Source organism: Pseudomonas sp. R3-56 (genome assembly GCF_051132075.1).
In the GTDB taxonomy this organism is placed as follows: domain Bacteria; phylum Pseudomonadota; class Gammaproteobacteria; order Pseudomonadales; family Pseudomonadaceae; genus Aquipseudomonas.
Window position 1 is genome coordinate 5133928 of record NZ_CP071657.1, and the last position, 18593, is coordinate 5152520.

Here is an 18593-nt window from a genome sequence, read left to right on the forward strand (position 1 = left end):
GCCCCTGTGGAAGAAAGGTCCCTGTGGGAGCGAGCCTGCTCGCGATGGCGATTTATCTGCCGGCCTATCCGGTGACTGACACACCGCGATCGCGAGCAGGCTCACTCCCACATAAGCTCACTACCAAAAAGAAAAGTGTGGCGCGGGGATGCACTGTCCCTCTCGCCTAACCCGCGCCAGGAATGTTAGCGTGCTTGGTATTCTCCGCAGATGAGCCTTGCACGATGAAAAAAACCGTACTCGCCTTCAGCCGTATCACACCCCCCATGATCGAGCGCCTGCGCCAGGACTTCGACGTGATCGTGCCCAACCCGTCGAACGGCGACATCAATGCGCAGTTCAACGAAGCCTTGCCCCATGTCCACGGGCTGATTGGCGTTGGCCGCAAGCTCGGCCGCGAGCAACTGCAGCACGCCACGAAGCTGCAAGTGGTCTCCAGCGTGTCGGTGGGCTATGACAATTACGACCTGGCGTACTTCAATGAACGCGGGATCATGCTCACCAATACTCCCGACGTGCTCACCGAAAGCACCGCCGACCTGGCGTTCGCCCTGGTGATGAGCAGTGCCCGGCGCGTCGCCGAACTGGACGCCTGGACCAAGGCCGGACAGTGGCAGGCGTCTGTCGGGCCACAGCTGTTCGGCAGCGATGTACATGGCAAGACCCTGGGCATCATCGGCATGGGCAACATCGGCGCGGCTGTTGCCCGGCGTGGTCGGCTGGGGTTCAACATGCCGATCCTCTACAGCGGCAACAGTCGCAAGCCCGAGCTGGAAAACCAGTTGGGCGCACAGTTTCGCGAGCTGGACCAGTTGCTGGCCGAAGCGGACTTCGTCTGCCTGGTGGTGCCGTTGAGCGAGAAGACCCGCCACCTGATCAGCCAACGCGAGCTGGCCTTGATGAAACCGAGCGCCATCCTGGTGAATATTTCCCGCGGCCCGGTGGTGGATGAGCCGGCGTTGATCGAAGCCTTGCAGAACAACCGCATCCGCGGCGCCGGGCTGGATGTCTACGAAAAGGAACCGCTGGCCGAGTCGCCGCTGTTCCAGCTTAAAAACGCCGTCACCTTGCCGCATATCGGTTCGGCTACCCATGAAACCCGTGAGGCCATGGCCAATCTGGCCGTGGAAAACCTGCGCAGCGCCTTGCTGGGCGAACGACCGAAGAACCTGGTCAACCCGCAAGTCTGGAAATAAGCGGGCCGAGTACTCACCGTGGCGAGGGAGCAAGCTCCCTCGCCACGGGATTCATACCGGACGTTGTGGCTTAACGAGCCAGCGCGACTTGCGCAGCCACGGGGCGCGGCTTGCGAAACACCAGCACATTGCCCAGCATCACCAGCACCAGTCCGACCAGCGCCGGTGTCGTCCATTGATAACCCTCGACGAAAGCCGAGACATTCAAGGCCACCACCGGGAACAGCACGGTGCAATACGCCGCCCGCTCCGGCCCCATGCGCCCTACCAGCGTCAGGTATGCAGTAAAGCCGATGACCGAACCCGGGACCACCAGGTACAACAGCGAGCCGACGTAGCGCATATTCCATTCCATCTCGAACGGGATGCCCTGGAACAAGCACCACACCGACAACATCGCGGCCCCGTAGGCCATGCCCCAGGCGTTGGTGGTCAACGGCTTGAGGCCGGCCTTCTGTTGCAGGCTCGACAGCATGTTGCCCGCCGAGAAACACAAGGTGCCCAACAGCGCCAGCGCCAATCCGAGCAGCGTTTGCGGACTTGCGCGGTGCCCGGCCAGCTGCGGCCAGAACAACAACGCCAGCCCGAGCAGCCCAAGGGCACCGCCGAGCAAGACGTTGCGGGCGATCCGCTGACCGAAGAACACCCGCGCATTCAAGGCGTTCCAGAGCGTCGCGGTGGAAAACACCACGGCGACAAGGCCGCTGGGAATCCATTGGCTGGCGGTCAGGAAACACATGAAATTGATGCAGAACAGGCACAAGCCCTGGGCGACGCAGATCAAATGACCGCGCCGGTTCATGACCTGCAGGCGTCGGCTGAGCAGGAGCATCACGAAAAGAATCAGCGCGGCGAGGCCGAAGCGATAGACAATCGACACGGGAATGGCGACGACGCCCAACTGCAGTTTCAGGGCGATCCAGGTGGTCCCCCAGATGAGCACGGTAAGCAGGTACAACGAAAGGTTCATGGCGACGACTCCTGGCAATGACGGCCAGTCTCACGCCGATACCTGCCCGACGCTTGCGTAAACTTGCGGTTTTTATCAGCGACAGGCTGGCATGGGCGCCTCGAGGGAGTAGGATTCGAGCTGGAGAAACCGATCATGACCAGTCTGCAAACCCTGCAAGTCTTCCAAGCTCTCAACAGCTCGCCCAATGCTCGCCTGGAGCACAGCGCCGAGCTCGGTGACGGCATGGCGGCGGCTTTGTGGAGCAACCATCACGACGCCCGCGACTACGAGGCGCCAACCCACCATACGCTGTCGTGCTACATCGCGGGCGGCACCGGCACGTTTCGCCGCGAGCGTCCCGACACCACGGGGGCGCCCGGCAAACTCTGCGTGTTGCCGGCCGGACATGAATCGGCCTGGGTCATCAACGGCGACATTCGCCTCGCCCACCTGTATTTCAGCCCCGAGCAATTCGCCCTGGGTTGCGTCACGCTGCTGGATCGCGAACCGCGGCAAGTGCAATTGCACGAGGCAACCTTTCTCGATGACCCGCGGCAGGCACAGCGCTTTCGACAGTTGATCGAGCTGGACTGGGCCGAGCCGGCTGAGCGCCTGCTCGGCACCAGCCTGGCCCATGAGCTGCTCAGTCACCTGCTGCTCAATCAGGTTGGCCAGCGCCAGGGCCTGCGCCTGAAGGGTGGGTTGGCCGCGCACCAGCGACGCTTGCTGGTGGATTACATCGACGCTCAATTGGCCGAAGCCATCAGCCTTGGTCAACTCGCCGCGCTGTGTGCCCTGTCCGAATACCATTTCGCCCGGATGTTCCGCGAAACCTTCGGCCTGCCACCGCACCAGTACGTCCTGGCGCGGCGTCTCGCCCGGGCGCGGCACTTACTGCGCCATACCCTACAACCGTTGGGCGAGGTAGCTCTGGCCTGCGGATTTGCCAGCGCCAGCCATTTCACCAACCGTTTTCGCCAGGCCATGGGGGCAGCTCCCGGGGAGTATCGGCAGGCATTCTTGCGCTAGCGCGTCCATGTGCGAGCGAGCCTGCTCGCGAAAGCCCGATCCGGTCCATAACCGAAACGAAACACTCATCCCGATTGCCGTTTCCCTCTGCGCGCCTCTACAATGCGAACAATTCTTGTTCTCTAGCACAGCTTACCGCTGTCGGGATGTTCCTCGTTGCCGCCTGCACACACCGTCGAAGTGCTCTACAACGCCCACCACAGTTGGCTCAACGGCTGGTTGCGAAGAAAACTCGGGTGTCCCGACAGTGCCGCCGATCTGGCCCAGGACACGTTCATGCGCGTGCTGACCGCGCGCGATCCGCAGCCGGTCCTGGAGCCCCGTGCATTTCTCACCACCATCGCCAAGCGCGTATTGTTCAACCATTACCGACGCCAGGACCTGGAACGCGCCTACCTCGACACCCTCGCCCAGATGCCGGAGCAAGTGGCACCGTCGGAAGAGGAGCGAGCGATCATCCTGCAGACCCTGCTGGAGCTGGACCAACTGCTCGATGGACTGCCACGTGCGGTCAAAAAGGCGTTCCTGCTGGCGCAGATCGATGGCCTGACCTACAACGAAATCGCCCGTGAACTGGGTATTTCCCTGGCGACGGTCAAGCGCCACCTGAACAAGGCAGCGATGCGCTGCTACTTCGCCCTGTGAACCCGCCGATGCCCAGCGCGCCGAACGTCAGCGCGCAAGTCGCCGAGCAGGCGGTGCATTGGCTGCTGGAAATGCAGCAAGGGCCACTCGATACGCGCCAGCAGCAAGCCTGGGAACAGTGGCTCAATGCACACAGCGAACATCGCCGCGCCTGGGAGCATATCCAGCGGGTCAACCAGCGGCTGCGCACTGTGTCTTCTCCGTTGGCCCATGCGACGCTCAACACACCGAAGTCGGCAACGCGGCGCCGGGCCCTCAAGATGTTGTTGCTGCTGGGTGCCGGCTCGGCCGCGACCTGGGGCCTGCGTGAACGCCAGTTGTTGCCGCCATTGCTCGCCGATTACCGCAGCCCGGTGGGCGAGCGGCGTCGCCTGGCGCTGGATGACGGCAGCCAGCTGCAGCTCAACAGCGGCAGCGCGATCGATATTCGCTTCGACACTCAGCGCCGCCTGATCCGCCTGCTGGAAGGGGAACTGCTGTTGACCGCAGCCCAGGACCCACGCCCCCTGCAGGTGCTGACCGCCCATGGCCTGCTGGAAAGCCACGACGCCCGCTTCAATGTGCGTGAGTATGCAGACCACACCCAGGTCGCAGTGTTTGCCGGCCAGGTGGACATTCGCGGCAGGCACGGCCCGGCTTTTCTGCTGGGGGCTTCCCGACAAGCGTCCCTTGGCATCAACGGCACCGGTCCCGCCACGGCGCTGGACGCCAACAGCGGTGCCTGGACGGAGGGCATGCTGGTCGCCGCGCACATGCGCCTGGCGGATTTCCTTGAGGAACTGGGTCGCTACCGACGCGGCCAGCTGCACTGCGACGAGGCGGTCGCCAACCTTCTGGTCTCCGGAACTTATCCGCTGGACAACGGCGAGCGAATCCTTGATCTGCTGGAAATCAGCCTGCCGGTAAAAGTGCGGCGTTTCACCCGCTATTGGGTCACGGTCGAAGCTCGCGCTTGAGCCCATGGCGGGCCACCCCAAAAAAATGATTTGCCTGTGAGCCGTTTTCCACACCTCGGGTGACAGAGAAGGAAAGCCACTTCGATATAACCTTCTCGGGACTCCCATCCATGTCGCAGCAACCCACCCGTCTCACCCCGCTCGCTCGCGCCGCGCGTCAACTGTTCCTGGGGGCCAGCTTGAGTTTCGTTGCACTACCCGCCGTGCTGGCTGCAGAGGCCAAGGCCTATCACATTGCGCCGTCGTCGCTGGAAAACGCTCTCAATCAATTCGGCCGCGAAGCCGGCGTGTTGATTTCCTTCGGCTCGCAACTGACCGGCGGCCTGCAGAGTCGCGGCCTGGAAGGCAGCTACAGCCCCGAGCAAGGCTTGAACGCGCTGCTTGAAGGCACAGGCCTGCAAGCCCGGCCCGAGGGAGACAATGCTTTCAGCCTGCAACCGGTCAGCAGCACTGCACTGGACATCGGCACCACGACCGTGGTCGGTGACTGGCTCGGCGACGCAGCGCCGACCAACGTCTTCGAACACCCGGGCGCTCGGGACGTTATCCGCCGCGAAGAATTCGAACGCCAGGGCGCGACCCAGGCCCGGGACGTGCTCAATCGCATTCCCGGCGTCAACGCACCGGAAAACAACGGCACCGGCAGCCATGACATGGCGCTGAATTTCGGTATCCGTGGCCTCAATCCGCGCCTGGCTTCCCGCTCGACGGTACTGATGGACGGCATTCCAGTGCCTTTCGCGCCGTATGGCCAACCGCAGCTGTCCTTTGCTCCCGTGAGCATGGGCAACATGGACGCGGTGGATGTCGTGCGCGGCGGCGGCGCGGTGCGCTACGGCCCGCAAAACGTCGGCGGCGTGGTCAACTTCGTGACCCGGGCAATACCCGATGCACCGACCGTCAAAGGCGGTTTCCAGACCGAGGCGAGCCCGTCCTCCAGCCACGATGGCTTCAAGACGTCCGCCAATCTCCTGGCCGGCGGCACCGCCGATAACGGCCTGGGCGGCGCCCTGCTGTATTCCGGCACCCGCGGCGGCGACTGGCGTGAGCACAGCGACACGCAGATCGACGACCTGATCCTCAAGGGCAACTATCAACTGGACGAGGCCAACAGCTTCAACGCCATGGCCCAGTATTACGAAGGCGAGGCCGACATGCCCGGCGGCCTGAACGTGGCCGACTACAACGCCAACCCGTATCAGTCCACCCGCCAGAAAGACCGGTTCTGGGGTCGTCGTACCCTGGTCAATTTCGGCTACCGCTACCAGCAGGACCGGCGCGAATTCACCGCCAACACGTTTTTCACCAAGACCTTGCGCAGCGGCTATCTGGACCAGGGCTCCTTCCTGTCCCTGTCGCCTCGTGAATATTGGGTACGCGGCCTGGAAACCCGTTTCGCCCAAGGCTTCGATCTCGGCCCGACCAGCCACGAGGTCGGCGTCGGCTATCGCTATATCAACGAAGCCGGTCATGAACTGCGTTATCGCACACCGATCGCCAGCAACGAGCTGCCGACCACCTCCAGCCGCAACGACCGCGATACCCGCGGCGGAACCGAAGCCAATGCATTTTTCATCGATGACCGGATCGATATCGGCAAATGGACGATCACGCCCGGCATTCGCTACGAAATGATCGAGTCGCAGCAAACCAACAACCTGACCAACGTGAAGTACAAGGGCGACTACAACACCGCCCTGCCAGCGCTGAATGTGCTGTACCACCTGACCGACGAATGGAATCTGTATGCCAACACCGAAGGCTCCTTCGGCAGCGTGCAGTACAGCCAGATGCCCAACCGCGTCAGCAGCGGTGAAGTGAAGCCGGAGAAGGCCCGCACGTGGGAGCTTGGCACCCGCTATGACAATGGCAACCTGCGGGCAGAGATCGGCGCCTTCCTGATCAACTTCGACAACCAGTACGAAAGCAACCAGACCAACGATTCGGTGATCGCCCGGGGCGAGACCCGCCACCAGGGCATCGAAACCAGCGTCAACTATGCCCTCGACGGCCTGAGCCCGGCGCTGGCCGGTTTTGACGTGTACGCCACTTACGCCTACGTCGACGCCACCATCCGCGAAGACGGACCGAACAAGGGCAACCGCGTGCCCTTCTCCTCCAGGCACAAAGGTACGCTGGGCGTGGGTTACACGGATGGGCCGTGGAAGCTGAACCTGGACAGCACCTACCAGAGCGCGCAGTTTGCCGACAACGCCAATACCCGCGCGGAAAGCGCCGATGGCAGCACCGGCAATATCCCTGGCTACATGCTGTTCAGCAGCCGCGCCGCTTATGACTTCGGCCCGCAACTGTCGGACCTGAACGTCGCGGTGGGCGTGAAGAACATCTTCAATACCCAATACTTTACCCGCTCGTTTGACGACAACAATCGGGGCAAGTACGTAGGGGAACCGCGCACGTTGTATGTGCAGACGTCCGTGGCGTTCTGATTCGGGGCCGCGGTGAATGGCTGAAACAAGACGGGCCTGCAATTGCAGGCCCGTCTGTTTGGTGGGTACTTTCAGTGACCGGGTTCAGCCGTTAAGCGCAGCCCGTTCGTTCTCGAGGAATTCTTCTTCCAGCATGGCATCAGCCAGTGCAATCGACTCGGTCTGGCCGTTGGTGGCGGCGCGCTTGCCGCGCAGTTTGCCGAACAGATGCTCCAGTTTATGTTCCAGCTTGGTGGCTGCGCCTTCGATCGCAAGCTCCAGCGACTCGGCCTTGTGCGTTACGGAAATTGGCTGGTGGCCTTTTGGCCGAGCCTCAAGTTGGCAACGCAAATCGTGGGGACCGGGCTTGTCGCCGTTCTCATCCCCCAAATGAACCTCGATCCGTGTCAGGTCTTCTTCGTAACGTTCGAGCGTGCTTTCAATGGTAGTACGTACCCACTCCTCCAGTCGGATGCTGCTTTGAATATGGTTATCGCTGTTGACTTGGATTTGCATAGTTCATCCCTTATTTCGGCTAGCTCGCCAGGGGCCAATCGACGTTAGCGCAACGGCCCCTTGAGTACAGAGTCGGGCTGGCGGAAGAACAATTCAACCCCCGAAAAAAGATAAATATTCATTTGCAAATAAAGCCGGACAACGAGCAACAGCGCTGTTAATGTCGGGAGTTGTCTCGCCCCGCTTGTTCATTCCAATCCGCCTGCGTGCCCTGCACCGTCAGCGAACATCGTCCCGCCAGTGCCCCGAAACGGGCTGCCGCCATAACCGCATTCCAGAGCATTGCGCGTCCAGGCGCCGTGATCATTGTCCGACAGTTTTTCCGGCATGCCCCTTGCTACCTCCCTTGCAGGAGGCGCCGCGGGCTGCGATCAGTGGGTCAGCCGCCTGCCCGCCCCGGGAATCTGGCGATGGATACGATCATGGAATGGCCGGTGGTCCGGTGTTGCGAACTAATCCCGATCATGGCCGGTCAACAACTGCACGTTCAATCAGGCGGTGACGCATCATGGACAACCCTTTTCAGATCATTACGGACGCCTTCGCGCCGCAATACCAGATCAACCTGAGCATCCAGGGCCTGGACGGCAGCATCATGCTGACCTTGTCCAAGGCCGGGCGCGTCGTTGCCAAGCGCATGATCAGCGCGCAGCAACGCAACGACCCGGAACGGCTCAAGCGCCTGGTGCAAAGTATTCAATTCGGCATTGCCATCGAGCAGGGCCACAGCGCCGTGGCCATCCTCGAAGCCATGACCGGCGGCGACAACATCAAAGTGCCGCCACCGCAGGTACAGGGCCAGGCATCCAGCGCCGCAGGCCTCTAGATTTCGCCCTTCTCCACTTCGGCATGCTCGCTCGAACCCGCGCCGACCTTACGGTGCGGGTGTTCGATCTTCACCGAGGGAAACTGCGACGAGGCGTAGCGCACCACCAGGATCGCGAACGCCAGCAGCAGGATGCCGCCGCACAAGTAGATGATGCCCAGGTCCGGCGGGCTGTGATGCGAGACGTTGGAAATCAGCAGGCGCGTCAACGCGGTGATCGCCACGTAGATGAGAAATCGCACCGGCATGTGATTGGTCTTGAAGTAAATCCCGACCATCGCCCCCAGCTCCAGGTAGATGAACAGCAGGAGGATGTCATCGATCTTGATATGACCCTCCTCGATCATCTGCAGGAACTCCATCACGGCGGCCCATGCCGTCACCGCCCCGATGGCGAACAGCGCCAGGTAGTGGAAGGTCTCGACGAACAGGTTGCCCAGGGATTCGGCCAGTTGGTGGACATTCTGGCGCAGGTTCTCGGCCCAGTTGATTTTCACGGTGTAGTTTCCTTAGGTCGACTCGACCGGATGATGCGGGTTGGACGTGACGGTTGTTCTGCATGCAGAAAAAAGGCCAGCGACCGCAATGAGATGGCACCGGGCTGGCATTCGACACGTTGGCGACATCAAGCGGTCCCGTCGCGGGCACGTTTGTCTTGGGCGACAAACCTCGAAACCGGTCTACATTAAAAAGCCACTATTCAAAGCGTCAGGATTCGCTTATCCTTTGGCCTGTATATAAATACAGTAGTCACAGACAAAACCAAATGTGAAGGCATGTGAGGTGGTGAATGGCCGTCGAAGTGGTATACCGCAGCAGCCGAGATCTGGAGCGATTGTTCATGGATAAAGCCGAAGCTGACCGTCATGACAAAATGCTGGAACTCGCTGAATTGCTCGCCGAAGTGTTGCAAAAAGCCGTTCCATCGCTGAGCGAACAACAGGTGGAGGAAGCCGGCATCTACATGGCGAAGAATCGTGATGTGTTCGCCAAGGCATTCAAGAGCCAGCCAGACGCGTTGTCCGAACTGCTCAATCCGTCGGACGAATGATCAAAAAGATCGCAGCCTTCGGCAGCTCCTACACGGTGTAGGTGCTGCCGAAGGCTGCGATCTTTTTTTATCGGTACAACAAACGCTCCGCGAGCTCGTCAGCCACCCTGGCCGGTGAGCGTTTTTCGGCCTGGGCATGGGCGAAGACTTCCGTGAGCCGGGCACCGATCTTGGCGAGATGCGCCGTGATGGTCGGCAGCTCTTCGCCGCGGTGTTTCAAGGCAACATAGATCAGGCCGCCGGAATTGATCACGTAGTCCGGTGCATAGAGGATCCCGCGTCTTTCCAACTGGTCGGCGACTTGCAGGTTGCTCAACTGATTATGCGCCGAGCCGGCAACGGCCGAGCAGCGCAGTTGCGCCACGCTCTGGCTGTTGAGTACCCCGCCGAGGCCGCAGGGAGCCAGGATGTCGCATGGAGTACTGAGCAGTGCGTCGTTGGCGATGGGATGGGCGCCCAGCTGCTCCATCGCCAGTTGCACTTTACCGGGGTCGATATCGCTGACCAGCAGTTCGGCGCCCGCCGCATGCAGTTGCTCGGCCAGCGCATAACCGACATTGCCCAAGCCCTGGATGGCCACCCGCAGGCTTTCCAGGTTGTCGCTGCCCAGGCGAGCCATGGCCGTGGCGCGGATCCCGGCGAACACCCCCATTGCCGCGTGGGGCGCCGGGTCTCCCGCGGCAGTGGTGCTGGTGACATGACGAGTCTGCTGGGCGATACAGTCCATGTCCGCCACCGATGTGCCGCTGTCGATGGCGGTAATGTAGCGACCATCCAGCTGCTCGATGCAGCGGCCGAAAGCTTCGAACAGCGCCGCACGGCTCTCGACGTGTGCCGGGCGCATGATGACCGCCACGCCCCCGCCCACGGGCAGGCCGGCCAGCGCGGCCTTGTAGCTCATGCCCTGGGCCAGGCGCACGGCGTCGGCCACGGCACTTTCGTCGTCGGGGTAGGAAAGATAACGACAGCCACCCAGTGCAGGCCCAGGACGGCTGCAATGAATGGCAATCACCGCCTTCAACCCGGTTGCCGGGTCTACGCTCAAGTGCAGCGATTCAAGGCGGGAGCTTTGCATGAGAGCAAACATCGACAGGCTCCCGAATCACTTTTTTGTCTGTCTCGCCAGTATAGGCGCGCAATCGAAAATTGCAGGAGCACGCCGGAATAACGCCGCATGATCGTCAGTCTTTTCGGCATAACCGGCTACCCCCTCTTTGCGAGACTGGACGAAACCTCGCGGCAGAGCTAAAACGAGGCATAGTCCGGAGACTGTGATGAAACCGCGCCAAGCCTTTTTTGACTGTCTGCACCGCTCGCCACCCGCACTGCTCGAAGCAGCCCTGTGGATCGCAGCCGAGCATGATCGTGAAGTGGACGTGCCAGCGTTATTGAAGGATTTCAGGGAGCTGCAGCAGAAAGTCAGCCACGGCCTGCCGATGCTGCCTGTCAGCGAATTGGGCCAGCCCCTGCTTCGGCGCCTGAATGATCTGGGTTTCGCCCAGGACGACGCTACGCCGCTACGGCCTGGCGCGGCGCTGCTGGACAAGGTTCTGGTCCGCAAGCGAGGGCAACCGCTGGCCTTGGGCCTGATAGCCCTGGAACTGGCCAAGGGCCTGGAAATCCCGATGACCGGCGTCAATTTCCCCGGCCATTTCCTGCTGCGCGTACCTGGCGCGGACCACCTGCTCGACCCCTGCGGCGGTCGCCGCTTGTACCCCAATGACTGCCGGGACTTGCTGCATCGCCAATACGGCGCCAACCTGCCGCTCAAGGCCGAGCACATGGTCTGCGCCGAGCCGATGCAGATGCTCCAGCGGCTGTCGCGTAATCTCAGGCAATTACATCTGGCCAACGACGACTACATCGCCGCGCTGGTCGATGCCGAACGGGTGCTGGAACTGGGTAACGCCAGCGCCGCCGACTACCTGGCCCGCGCCAGCCTCTACCAGCGACTCGATTGCCCCAACGCCGAACGTTTCGATCTCGAACATGCATTGATGCTCAGTGATGACCCGATCCAGCGGATCCGGCTGACCGAGCGATTGGGGCATCTTCCGCCAAATACGATTGTGCATTGAGCCCCGGCGGCCCATTACACACCCTGTGGGAGCGAGCCTGCTCGCGATGAAGCAGGCGGCCCCACTATCAGAGCGTCTGGCCCACCGCCTTCGCGAGCAGGCTCGCTCCCACAGGAGCGACTCAGGGAGTATCAGGCTGACTCGCCGGATGCGCTTGCTGGAACGCCGCATGGGCTGCCGCCAACGCCGCCACCCGGCGGATTCGTGGATACCCCTGCAACGACACATTGAAGCGCTCGGCCGCATACAGCTGCGGGATCAGGTAAACGTCCGCCAGGCCTGGCGCCGCGCCGAAACAATAGCCGTCTTCGCCAATCAGCTGCTCCACCGCTGCCAGCCCTTGGCTGATCCAGTGCCCGATCCACTCCGTCACCTGCGCTTCGTCGTGGCCCCACTGCCTGAGTTTGTTGAGCACGCTGACATTGTGCAGTGGATGGATGTCGCAGCCGATCAGTGCGGCCACGCCACGCTCATGTGCGCGAAGCACGGGGTCACGGCTGAGCAACGGCACCTGTGGATAACGTTCTTCCAGGTACTCGATGATCGCCGGAGACTGGACCAGCAAAGCGCCCTCATCGGTACGCAGCGCGGGTACCCGCCCCTGGGGATTGATCCCCAGGTAGGCCGGCTGGCGATGTTCGCCCCCGGGCGGCGCGATCAGGCTGACCGGCAGGGCCCGGTAATCCAGGCCCTTGAGCGCCAGCGCGATGCGCACCCGGTAAGACGACGTGGAACGGTAGTAGGTGTAAAGCTCCATGCCGCCCCCTCAATGCGCCGGCAAGACTTTGCCGCGGCATTCGCCGAAACCGATGGAGGCGGCACCTTCGCGGCCGCAACGGGCGCGCAGGATGATTTCGTCACCGTCTTCGAGAAATTTGCGGATTTCGCCGGACGCCAGTTCGATCGGCTTTTTACCGCCCTCGGTGATCTCCAGCAGGCTGCCGAACTGACCATTTTCAGGTCCTGACAATGTGCCCGAGCCAAACAGGTCGCCGGCCTGTAATTGGCAACCGTTGACGCTGTGGTGCGCGACCATCTGCGCCACGGTCCAATACATGTGCCGGGTGTTGCTCAAGGTCAGGCGATGAGGCGCCAGGCCCTGCTCGCGCATGGATTCGGTCAGCAGCAGGACTTCCAGTTCGATATCAAAGGCTCCGCCAGCCTGGTCACGCTTGTCCAGCAGATACGGCAGCGGCTGGGGGTCGCCTTCCGGGCGTGCCGGCTGCGGGCGACGGAACGGCTCAAGAGCCTCGGCCGTCACCACCCACGGCGATACGCTGGTGAGGAAACTTTTCGACAGGAAAGGCCCCAGCGGCTGGTACTCCCAGGCCTGGATATCCCGGGCCGACCAATCGTTGAGCAAGCAGAAACCGCCGATGTGCTCGGCCGCATCGCCGATGGCAATGGGCTCGCCCAAGGCGTTGCCCTTGCCGATCCAGATACCCAGCTCCAGTTCATAGTCCAGCCGCGCGCACGGGCCGAAGATCGGCTCGGCCTGGCCGGGCGGCAGCGTCTGGCCTTGCGGACGGCGCACATCGGTACCGGAGGGGCGAACCGTCGAAGCGCGACCGTGATAACCGATGGGAACGTACTTGTAGTTGGGGAGCAGCGGATTGTCCGGCCGAAACAGCTTGCCGACATTCTGCGCGTGCTCGATGCCTACGTAGAAATCGGTGTAGTCATTGATTTTCGCCGGCAGGTGCATCTGGCAGTCCGCCGCCAGCGGCAGCAACCGCGCGCCCTGGGCCTGGATCGCGTCCCGCTGGGGGCTGTCCTCGCGCAACAGTTCGAGCAATCTTTCGCGCAGGGCAACCCGGGCCTCGCGCCCCAGGTCGAAGAAGGCGTTCAACTGGCCGCCCTGCATGGCCTCGACGGCTTCAGCCGCCTTGCCGTCAAACAGGCCCGCCTGCAACGCGGCCTGCAGGTCGAAGATCCGCTCACCAATCGCCACGCCGCTACGGGGAGCTTCGCCAGCGACACTGAAGATGCCCAGCGGCAGGTTCTGCAGCGGGAAGTCGGGATGACCATTAGCGCAAACAACCCAGCTGAGGGTAGGGGAAACTTGGGTCATGGGTTATCTCCGGGTCGGGTCGAAAGTGACCGGCAGCGAGGCCCAGCAGGCGTCGTAGTCAGTTTGCAATTGTGCGCAGTCCAGGGCGAAACGGCTGGGACGCAGCACTTGGCTGGTCTCGAACATGAAGGCCATGGTGTTGTCGATTTTTGTTGGCTTGAGCTCGGCATTGATCGCCTTGGTGCAGGTCTCGCCATCCGGGCCGTGGGCGCTCATGCAACTGTGCAGCGACGCGCCGCCCGGCAGGAAGCCCTCGGCCTTGGCATCGTAGGCGCCCTGGATCAGGCCCATGAATTCATTCATCAGGTTGCGATGGAACCACGGCGGACGGAAGGTATTTTCCGCCACCATCCAGCGCGGCGGGAAAATCACGAAATCGAGATTCGCCAGGCCATGGACACTGGTCGGCGACGTCAACACGGTGAAAATCGACGGATCGGGGTGGTCGAAGCTGACCGTACCGATCGTGTTGAATCGTCGCAGATCGTATTTGTACGGCACGTTGTTGCCGTGCCAGGCCACCACGTCGAACGGCGAATGGTCCAGCTCGCAGGCCCACAGTTCACCGAGGAACTTCTGTACCAGCGTGGTCGGTTGCACGAGGTTTTCGTAATGGGCGACGGGGGCCAGGAAATCCCTTGGATTGGCCAGGCCATTGCTGCCGATCGGCCCGAGGTCTGGCAGGCGCAACGGCGCCCCGTGGTTCTCGGCGATGTAGCCGCGGGCTTGCGCGTCGAGCAGTTCGATGCGAAATTTCAGCCCCCGAGGCAGCACGGCGATTTCCAGCGGAGCCACTTCCAGCACACCCAGCTCAGTGGCGATGCGCAGCCGTCCCAATTGCGGCACGATCAGCCACTCACCATCGGCATTGAAGAACACGCGCTCCATGGAGCGGGTGGCGCAGTAATGATAGATGCTGATACCGGCGGGTTTGTCCGCACCGGCATTGGCCGCCATGCGCACCAGGCCGTCGATCAGATCGGTGGGCTCCGCAGGGATCTGCAACGGGCTCCAGCGCAGGCGATTGGGTGTCACCTCGCCCAGCGGGCCTGCGGCCAATTGCCGTTCCAACCTGGCGAAGGCCGGATGGTTGGCCGAAGGACGGATGCGGTACATCCAGGTTCGCCGCGCTTCGCTGCGGGCCATGGTGAAGGCGGTGCCGGAAAACAGTTCGGCGTACAGGCCGTACGGGGCTTTCTGCGGAGAGTTCTGGCCAACGGGCAGTGCGCCGGGCAGCGCCTCGCTGGCGAATTCGTTACCGAAGCCAGACTGGTAAGCCAGGTCCGACGCCGTGGAATCGAGGTTCATGGAGCCTCCTGAATACAGGACTGGATGCGTCCCGTCGCTCTGTGGAACAGCCTGGGCGCACCGGGTTATTTTTATCGTAATTCGATTACGCATAACGTAATTTGCTCGACGACCACCGTCAAGCTATAAAGACGCCCATTCGCTTCCGGACCAGAACCTCCATGGAAAACCCGCCCAGCAACGGTAAACAGAAAGTCCGCTCCGCTGAGGTCGGCACCGACATCCTCAAGGCCTTGGCCGAGTTGTCCCCTTCCACCTCGCTGTCACGCCTGGCCGAACATGTGCAGATGCCGGCCAGCAAGGTTCATCGTTACCTGCAAGCCCTGATCGCGAGTGGCTTCGCCGAACAGAACAGCGCAACCAACCACTACGGTTTGGGCCGCGAAGCCTTACGCGTAGGGCTGGCGGCGCTCAACGGCATGGATGTGCTGCAAGTGGCCGCCCTGCCCTTGGCCGAACTGCGCGACGACTTGAACGAAACCTGTTTTCTCGCGGTGTGGGGCAATCACGGCGCGACCGTGGTGAGGATCGAACCCGCCGTGCGGGCCGTGACCGTGGTGACGCAACTGGGCTCGGTCCTGCCGTTGCTCAGCTCATCCACGGGATTGGTTTTCAGTGCCTACCTGCCGGAGCGCGAGACCATCGAGCTGCGCGAACAGGAGGTGCGCGACGCCACCGACCACGCGTTGGCCGATGACAATGTCTATGCCGCCTTGCAGGGGCAGATCCGCAGTCGCGGCCTGCACCATGTGCATGGCTTGTTGATGCCCGGCATTGATGCCTTGTCCGCGCCGGTATTCAACGCCATGGGCCAGGTGGCGGCAGTCATGACCATTGTGGGTCCGACATCGCTGTTCCACGCCGACGAAAACGGCCCGGCGGCGCAGCGCCTGTTGACCGCGACCCGGGCCGTGAGCCGGCGAATGGGGTATGACTCAGGGTCATCAGCCCAGCAAGATATTGGCTAACTCATCACGCCCATGTTTTTCGCTTTTGCGACCGCTTGTGTCCGCCGCTGTACGCCCAGCTTGCTATGGATCCGCCGCGCATGGGTTTTCACCGTATGCAGCGAGATGAACAGGCGCTCGGCGATCTGCTGGTTTGAATGGCCCTGGGCAATGAGCTCCAGTACTTCCAGTTCGCGCTGGCTGAGCAGCGTTTCTTCCGCCGCGCGTCCCGGCAGCTCGATCCGCTCCTGAGATTGCATCCAGTGCACCAGTTCAGGCTGGCGCATACGCAGCTCACCCAAGGCTTGCTGCGCCCGCCAACAGGCCACTTGCTTGAGCGCCTCCGGCGCGATCAATCCAAGAGAAGTGCGATCGACGGACAACCAGACGACCTCGGCCAGCGCCAACTGCAACTCAGTTTCCAATGCGTGCATTTCGCGCTGTCGTGCCTGGGCGATCATCGCTTGCAGGCGAGCCTGCGGCTCATGCGCCCGATGCAGGTAGACCTCGGCCAGCACCAGCAGATACTCGAGGCGCGGAATCAGTTCCAGGGTCGCTGGCGGCGCCTGCTTGGCCTGCGGCCCGTGGAAATGCCGCAAGACCCGGGTCAAGACCTCATGGGCAAGTTCCGGGCGCCCCTGCTGCAACCAGAATTGACAGCTGGTTTGCAGCAGCACGCCGCGATAGACCGTGTCGGGGATGTGTCGCTGCTGCATGATCCGCTCGGCGTCGCGCAGCTGCATGAAGGCTTCGCCATAGTCACCCCGGTTGGCCGCCAGGCAAGCCTTGCCGAGAAAGCCGTAGAGCACTTGTTTGTCCTGGCTGCGCAGGCCCGCCTCCAGGCCGGCTTGAAAGTGTTCGGCAGCCTGCTCGTCAGATCCCATGCGTAACGCCAGGCGCCCACGTCGCAGGGCGATACGTCCCAGCAGCGCGGAAAAATCCTGGCCTGGCCTGTCGAGCAGCACCTGGACGGCGCTCAACAAATGATCCGCCCGATGGGGCGCGCCGCGTTGCTCAAGCACTTGGGCGTGATCCAGTTCCAGCAATCCTTCGAACACCAGCGAGCCATGAGCCCGGGCCAGGCACAGCGCCTGACGGTTGATCCATTGCGCGGACGCCAGCTCACCTTTGAGCAGTGCCTGCTGCGTCTGGCCGATCAGGCACAGCACCTTGAGGGCCCAGGCGTGCGGTTCGAGGCCGGCTTCGGCCTGAAGGAAATGCTCACGCGCCGGTTCGCCCTCGCCGTCCAGATGTAGCAGCCAGCCACGCAAGACCTGCCAGCGGGCAATCAGTTCTCGCTGCCGGCAGGCCAGCGGCTGTGGCGCGAACCTGCCCAATTGCTCGATGCACCGCTCGGCCTCGGCGAAACGTCCGGCGCACAGCAAGGCTGCGGTAACCAGCCCCACCGATTGCGGCGTACCGAGGGACAATGCCTCGTCCTGCTGGTCATGCAGGCTCAACAACAGCTGGACGTTGTTGCCCTGCAAGACATGCTCGAAATTCAGATGCTGGAGGACACTCACGGCGGTCTCGAACTCCCCCGCTTGCATGGCCTGTTCGAATGCCATCGGCCAATCCTGCTCGGCGGCGAACCATTGGCAGGCCCGCCGGTGCCAGGAGCGCGCCTGGGGCCAGGGCTCGTCACGCACGAGGCGGGCCAGCGGAGGGAAAATCTGCATCCATTCCGAAGACTGCGCCCACGGTTCGATGAAGCATCCCAGGTCCAGCAGCAAGGGAAGGCATTCGGCCCCCACCGTATCGCCGAACAGATGTTCGCAAAGCCGGGCATTGAAGCGCGGCAAATGCGCCAGCACGCGCCAGGCCTGCGCCAGCTCCGGGGACAAGGCGCCAAACAATTCATATTCGAGGTAGTCGGGCAAAGTTCCGGCACGCCCCGACGAAGCGTTGCTTCGCGCCCACTCGCAACGTTCGAGCAAGGCAAAGCGCACCCCGGCACACCAGCCACCACTGCGCTGAACCACCTCGCGGGCGGTGCGTGCTGCCAGTGGGCCGGGCAAATGCCCGAGCAATTGCTGAACATCCTCGGCGGTAAAAACCAGGGCTTGCGCGTCGAACTCGTGCAGCTCGTCGTCCAGCAACAAGCGCGGCCAGTTGCAATGCGGGCGGCGACGGCCATTGAGCCACAGATGCAGCGCCGGACTGCTGGTGTTCAGCAAGCGGTCGAGCAATTGGTCGAGTGCCGGATTGGGCACCCGGCAATAATCATCCAAGAACAACCATGTCGGGGTTTGCAACCGTGCCAGGTGAGCCAACAGGCTCGCCTCATCGACCACCGGCAATCCGAGGGCCTGGGCCAGGCATTCACAGAATTGCGCGACATCCATCGCCGCGCCCCCCAGCGGCAGCCAATGCAGCCGGCAGCCCGGGGGTGCTTGCAGGAAACATTCAGCGAACAACGCGCTCTTGCCGCTGCCCGCCGGTGCGTAAAGCAGCTTTACCCGCGCCTCGGAAGCCAGCAACGACTCGCTCAAGGACCGGCGTGGCACATGCGTCGAAGACAGGCGCGGCAGCAGCCCGGGACGGTCCGGACACGGGGTCATGGCGGTCATTGTGCAAGGTCCCTTTTAT

17 protein-coding genes are annotated in these 18593 nt (G+C 62.5%); 9 read left to right on the plus strand and 8 right to left on the minus strand.

What is annotated here, in order from left to right; genetic code table 11:
• Nucleotides 1-224 precede the first annotated feature (224 nt).
• Nucleotides 225-1196, plus strand: a complete 972-nt coding sequence (locus J3P96_RS23380; protein WP_434653640.1) for a 2-hydroxyacid dehydrogenase — start codon at nucleotides 225-227, stop codon at nucleotides 1194-1196.
• Between the two features lie 70 nt (nucleotides 1197-1266).
• On the opposite strand, the gene J3P96_RS23385 is transcribed toward J3P96_RS23380, so the two are convergent.
• Nucleotides 1267-2166 (minus strand): DMT family transporter, encoded by a 900-nt coding sequence (locus tag J3P96_RS23385; RefSeq protein WP_434653641.1) that lies wholly within the window; start codon nucleotides 2164-2166, stop codon nucleotides 1267-1269.
• Between the two features lie 135 nt (nucleotides 2167-2301).
• Between J3P96_RS23385 and J3P96_RS23390 the strand changes: the two genes are divergently transcribed.
• The 4 genes from J3P96_RS23390 to fecA all read left to right on the plus strand — a co-directional run bounded on the left by J3P96_RS23390 (nucleotide 2302) and on the right by fecA (nucleotide 7228).
• A complete protein-coding gene (locus tag J3P96_RS23390; RefSeq protein WP_434653642.1) occupies nucleotides 2302-3177 on the plus strand; it encodes a helix-turn-helix domain-containing protein in 876 nt (291 codons plus the stop codon).
• Nucleotides 3178-3333: 156 nt separating this feature from the next.
• Complete coding sequence (locus J3P96_RS23395; protein ID WP_434569758.1) at nucleotides 3334-3822, plus strand: sigma-70 family RNA polymerase sigma factor; 489 nt, start codon at nucleotides 3334-3336, stop codon at nucleotides 3820-3822.
• 8 nt (nucleotides 3823-3830) lie between these two features.
• The gene (locus J3P96_RS23400) at nucleotides 3831-4778 is read left to right on the plus strand and encodes a FecR domain-containing protein (RefSeq protein WP_434653643.1); all 948 of its coding nucleotides are present in this window, start codon (nucleotides 3831-3833) and stop codon (nucleotides 4776-4778) included.
• Nucleotides 4779-4888: 110 nt separating this feature from the next.
• Entirely contained in the window at nucleotides 4889-7228 is a 2340-nt protein-coding gene (fecA, locus tag J3P96_RS23405) for a TonB-dependent Fe(3+) dicitrate receptor FecA (RefSeq protein ID WP_434653644.1), read from the plus strand.
• Nucleotides 7229-7312: 84 nt separating this feature from the next.
• Here the strand turns inward: fecA and J3P96_RS23410 are convergent, their stop codons facing one another.
• On the minus strand, nucleotides 7313-7723 hold the full coding sequence (locus J3P96_RS23410; RefSeq protein ID WP_434626030.1) for an HPF/RaiA family ribosome-associated protein: 411 nt from the start codon (nucleotides 7721-7723) through the stop codon (nucleotides 7313-7315).
• Between the two features lie 508 nt (nucleotides 7724-8231).
• Between J3P96_RS23410 and J3P96_RS23415 the strand changes: the two genes are divergently transcribed.
• Nucleotides 8232-8549, plus strand: coding sequence for a DUF3509 domain-containing protein (locus tag J3P96_RS23415; protein WP_434626032.1), 318 nt, complete (start codon nucleotides 8232-8234; stop codon nucleotides 8547-8549).
• On the opposite strand, the gene J3P96_RS23420 is transcribed toward J3P96_RS23415, so the two are convergent.
• The gene (locus J3P96_RS23420; RefSeq protein ID WP_186611035.1) at nucleotides 8546-9046 is read right to left on the minus strand and encodes a phosphate-starvation-inducible protein PsiE; all 501 of its coding nucleotides are present in this window, start codon (nucleotides 9044-9046) and stop codon (nucleotides 8546-8548) included. The two genes, J3P96_RS23415 and J3P96_RS23420, sit on opposite strands and share 4 nt — an antisense overlap.
• A gap of 293 nt (nucleotides 9047-9339) precedes the next feature.
• On the opposite strand from J3P96_RS23420, the gene J3P96_RS23425 reads away from it, so the two are divergent.
• Nucleotides 9340-9600, plus strand: coding sequence for a YebG family protein (locus J3P96_RS23425; RefSeq protein WP_003205410.1), 261 nt, complete (start codon nucleotides 9340-9342; stop codon nucleotides 9598-9600).
• Nucleotides 9601-9667: 67 nt separating this feature from the next.
• On the opposite strand, the gene J3P96_RS23430 is transcribed toward J3P96_RS23425, so the two are convergent.
• On the minus strand, nucleotides 9668-10687 hold the full coding sequence (locus J3P96_RS23430; protein ID WP_434569763.1) for a Glu/Leu/Phe/Val dehydrogenase dimerization domain-containing protein: 1020 nt from the start codon (nucleotides 10685-10687) through the stop codon (nucleotides 9668-9670).
• Nucleotides 10688-10874: 187 nt separating this feature from the next.
• Here J3P96_RS23430 and J3P96_RS23435 point away from each other — a divergent pair, with 187 nt between their 5' ends.
• On the plus strand, nucleotides 10875-11678 hold the full coding sequence (locus tag J3P96_RS23435; RefSeq protein WP_434602853.1) for a SirB1 family protein: 804 nt from the start codon (nucleotides 10875-10877) through the stop codon (nucleotides 11676-11678).
• A 121-nt stretch (nucleotides 11679-11799) separates the two neighbouring features.
• On the opposite strand, the gene maiA is transcribed toward J3P96_RS23435, so the two are convergent.
• From maiA to hmgA, 3 genes are read right to left on the minus strand one after another with little or no spacing between them, the layout of a single operon-like run.
• Nucleotides 11800-12435 (minus strand): maleylacetoacetate isomerase, encoded by a 636-nt coding sequence (gene maiA, locus J3P96_RS23440; RefSeq protein ID WP_434653645.1) that lies wholly within the window; start codon nucleotides 12433-12435, stop codon nucleotides 11800-11802.
• A gap of 9 nt (nucleotides 12436-12444) precedes the next feature.
• On the minus strand, nucleotides 12445-13749 hold the full coding sequence (fahA, locus tag J3P96_RS23445) for a fumarylacetoacetase (protein WP_434653646.1): 1305 nt from the start codon (nucleotides 13747-13749) through the stop codon (nucleotides 12445-12447).
• A gap of 3 nt (nucleotides 13750-13752) precedes the next feature.
• A complete protein-coding gene (gene hmgA, locus J3P96_RS23450; protein ID WP_434653647.1) occupies nucleotides 13753-15057 on the minus strand; it encodes a homogentisate 1,2-dioxygenase in 1305 nt (434 codons plus the stop codon).
• A 161-nt stretch (nucleotides 15058-15218) separates the two neighbouring features.
• Here hmgA and J3P96_RS23455 point away from each other — a divergent pair, with 161 nt between their 5' ends.
• The gene (locus J3P96_RS23455) at nucleotides 15219-16025 is read left to right on the plus strand and encodes an IclR family transcriptional regulator (RefSeq protein ID WP_434653648.1); all 807 of its coding nucleotides are present in this window, start codon (nucleotides 15219-15221) and stop codon (nucleotides 16023-16025) included.
• On the opposite strand, the gene J3P96_RS23460 is transcribed toward J3P96_RS23455, so the two are convergent.
• Complete coding sequence (locus J3P96_RS23460; protein ID WP_434653649.1) at nucleotides 16022-18574, minus strand: LuxR C-terminal-related transcriptional regulator; 2553 nt, start codon at nucleotides 18572-18574, stop codon at nucleotides 16022-16024. The two genes, J3P96_RS23455 and J3P96_RS23460, sit on opposite strands and share 4 nt — an antisense overlap.
• Between the last annotated feature and the right edge of the window lie 19 nt (nucleotides 18575-18593).

Excerpts from the sequence above, each read along its gene's own strand:
- J3P96_RS23380 (WP_434653640.1), top strand. The coding sequence starts at position 225 with ATGAAAAAAACCGTACTCGCCTTCAGCCGTATCACACCCCCCATGATC.
- J3P96_RS23385 (WP_434653641.1), bottom strand. The coding sequence starts at position 2,166 with ATGAACCTTTCGTTGTACCTGCTTACCGTGCTCATCTGGGGGACCACC.
- J3P96_RS23390 (WP_434653642.1), top strand. The coding sequence starts at position 2,302 with ATGACCAGTCTGCAAACCCTGCAAGTCTTCCAAGCTCTCAACAGCTCG.
- J3P96_RS23400 (WP_434653643.1), top strand. The coding sequence starts at position 3,831 with ATGCCCAGCGCGCCGAACGTCAGCGCGCAAGTCGCCGAGCAGGCGGTG.
- fecA (WP_434653644.1), top strand. The coding sequence starts at position 4,889 with ATGTCGCAGCAACCCACCCGTCTCACCCCGCTCGCTCGCGCCGCGCGT.
- J3P96_RS23410 (WP_434626030.1), bottom strand. The coding sequence starts at position 7,723 with ATGCAAATCCAAGTCAACAGCGATAACCATATTCAAAGCAGCATCCGA.
- J3P96_RS23415 (WP_434626032.1), top strand. The coding sequence starts at position 8,232 with ATGGACAACCCTTTTCAGATCATTACGGACGCCTTCGCGCCGCAATAC.
- J3P96_RS23425 (WP_003205410.1), top strand. The coding sequence starts at position 9,340 with ATGGCCGTCGAAGTGGTATACCGCAGCAGCCGAGATCTGGAGCGATTG.
- J3P96_RS23430 (WP_434569763.1), bottom strand. The coding sequence starts at position 10,687 with ATGTTTGCTCTCATGCAAAGCTCCCGCCTTGAATCGCTGCACTTGAGC.
- J3P96_RS23435 (WP_434602853.1), top strand. The coding sequence starts at position 10,875 with ATGAAACCGCGCCAAGCCTTTTTTGACTGTCTGCACCGCTCGCCACCC.
- maiA (WP_434653645.1), bottom strand. The coding sequence starts at position 12,435 with ATGGAGCTTTACACCTACTACCGTTCCACGTCGTCTTACCGGGTGCGC.
- fahA (WP_434653646.1), bottom strand. The coding sequence starts at position 13,749 with ATGACCCAAGTTTCCCCTACCCTCAGCTGGGTTGTTTGCGCTAATGGT.
- hmgA (WP_434653647.1), bottom strand. The coding sequence starts at position 15,057 with ATGAACCTCGATTCCACGGCGTCGGACCTGGCTTACCAGTCTGGCTTC.
- J3P96_RS23455 (WP_434653648.1), top strand. The coding sequence starts at position 15,219 with ATGGAAAACCCGCCCAGCAACGGTAAACAGAAAGTCCGCTCCGCTGAG.
- J3P96_RS23460 (WP_434653649.1), bottom strand. The coding sequence starts at position 18,574 with ATGACCGCCATGACCCCGTGTCCGGACCGTCCCGGGCTGCTGCCGCGC.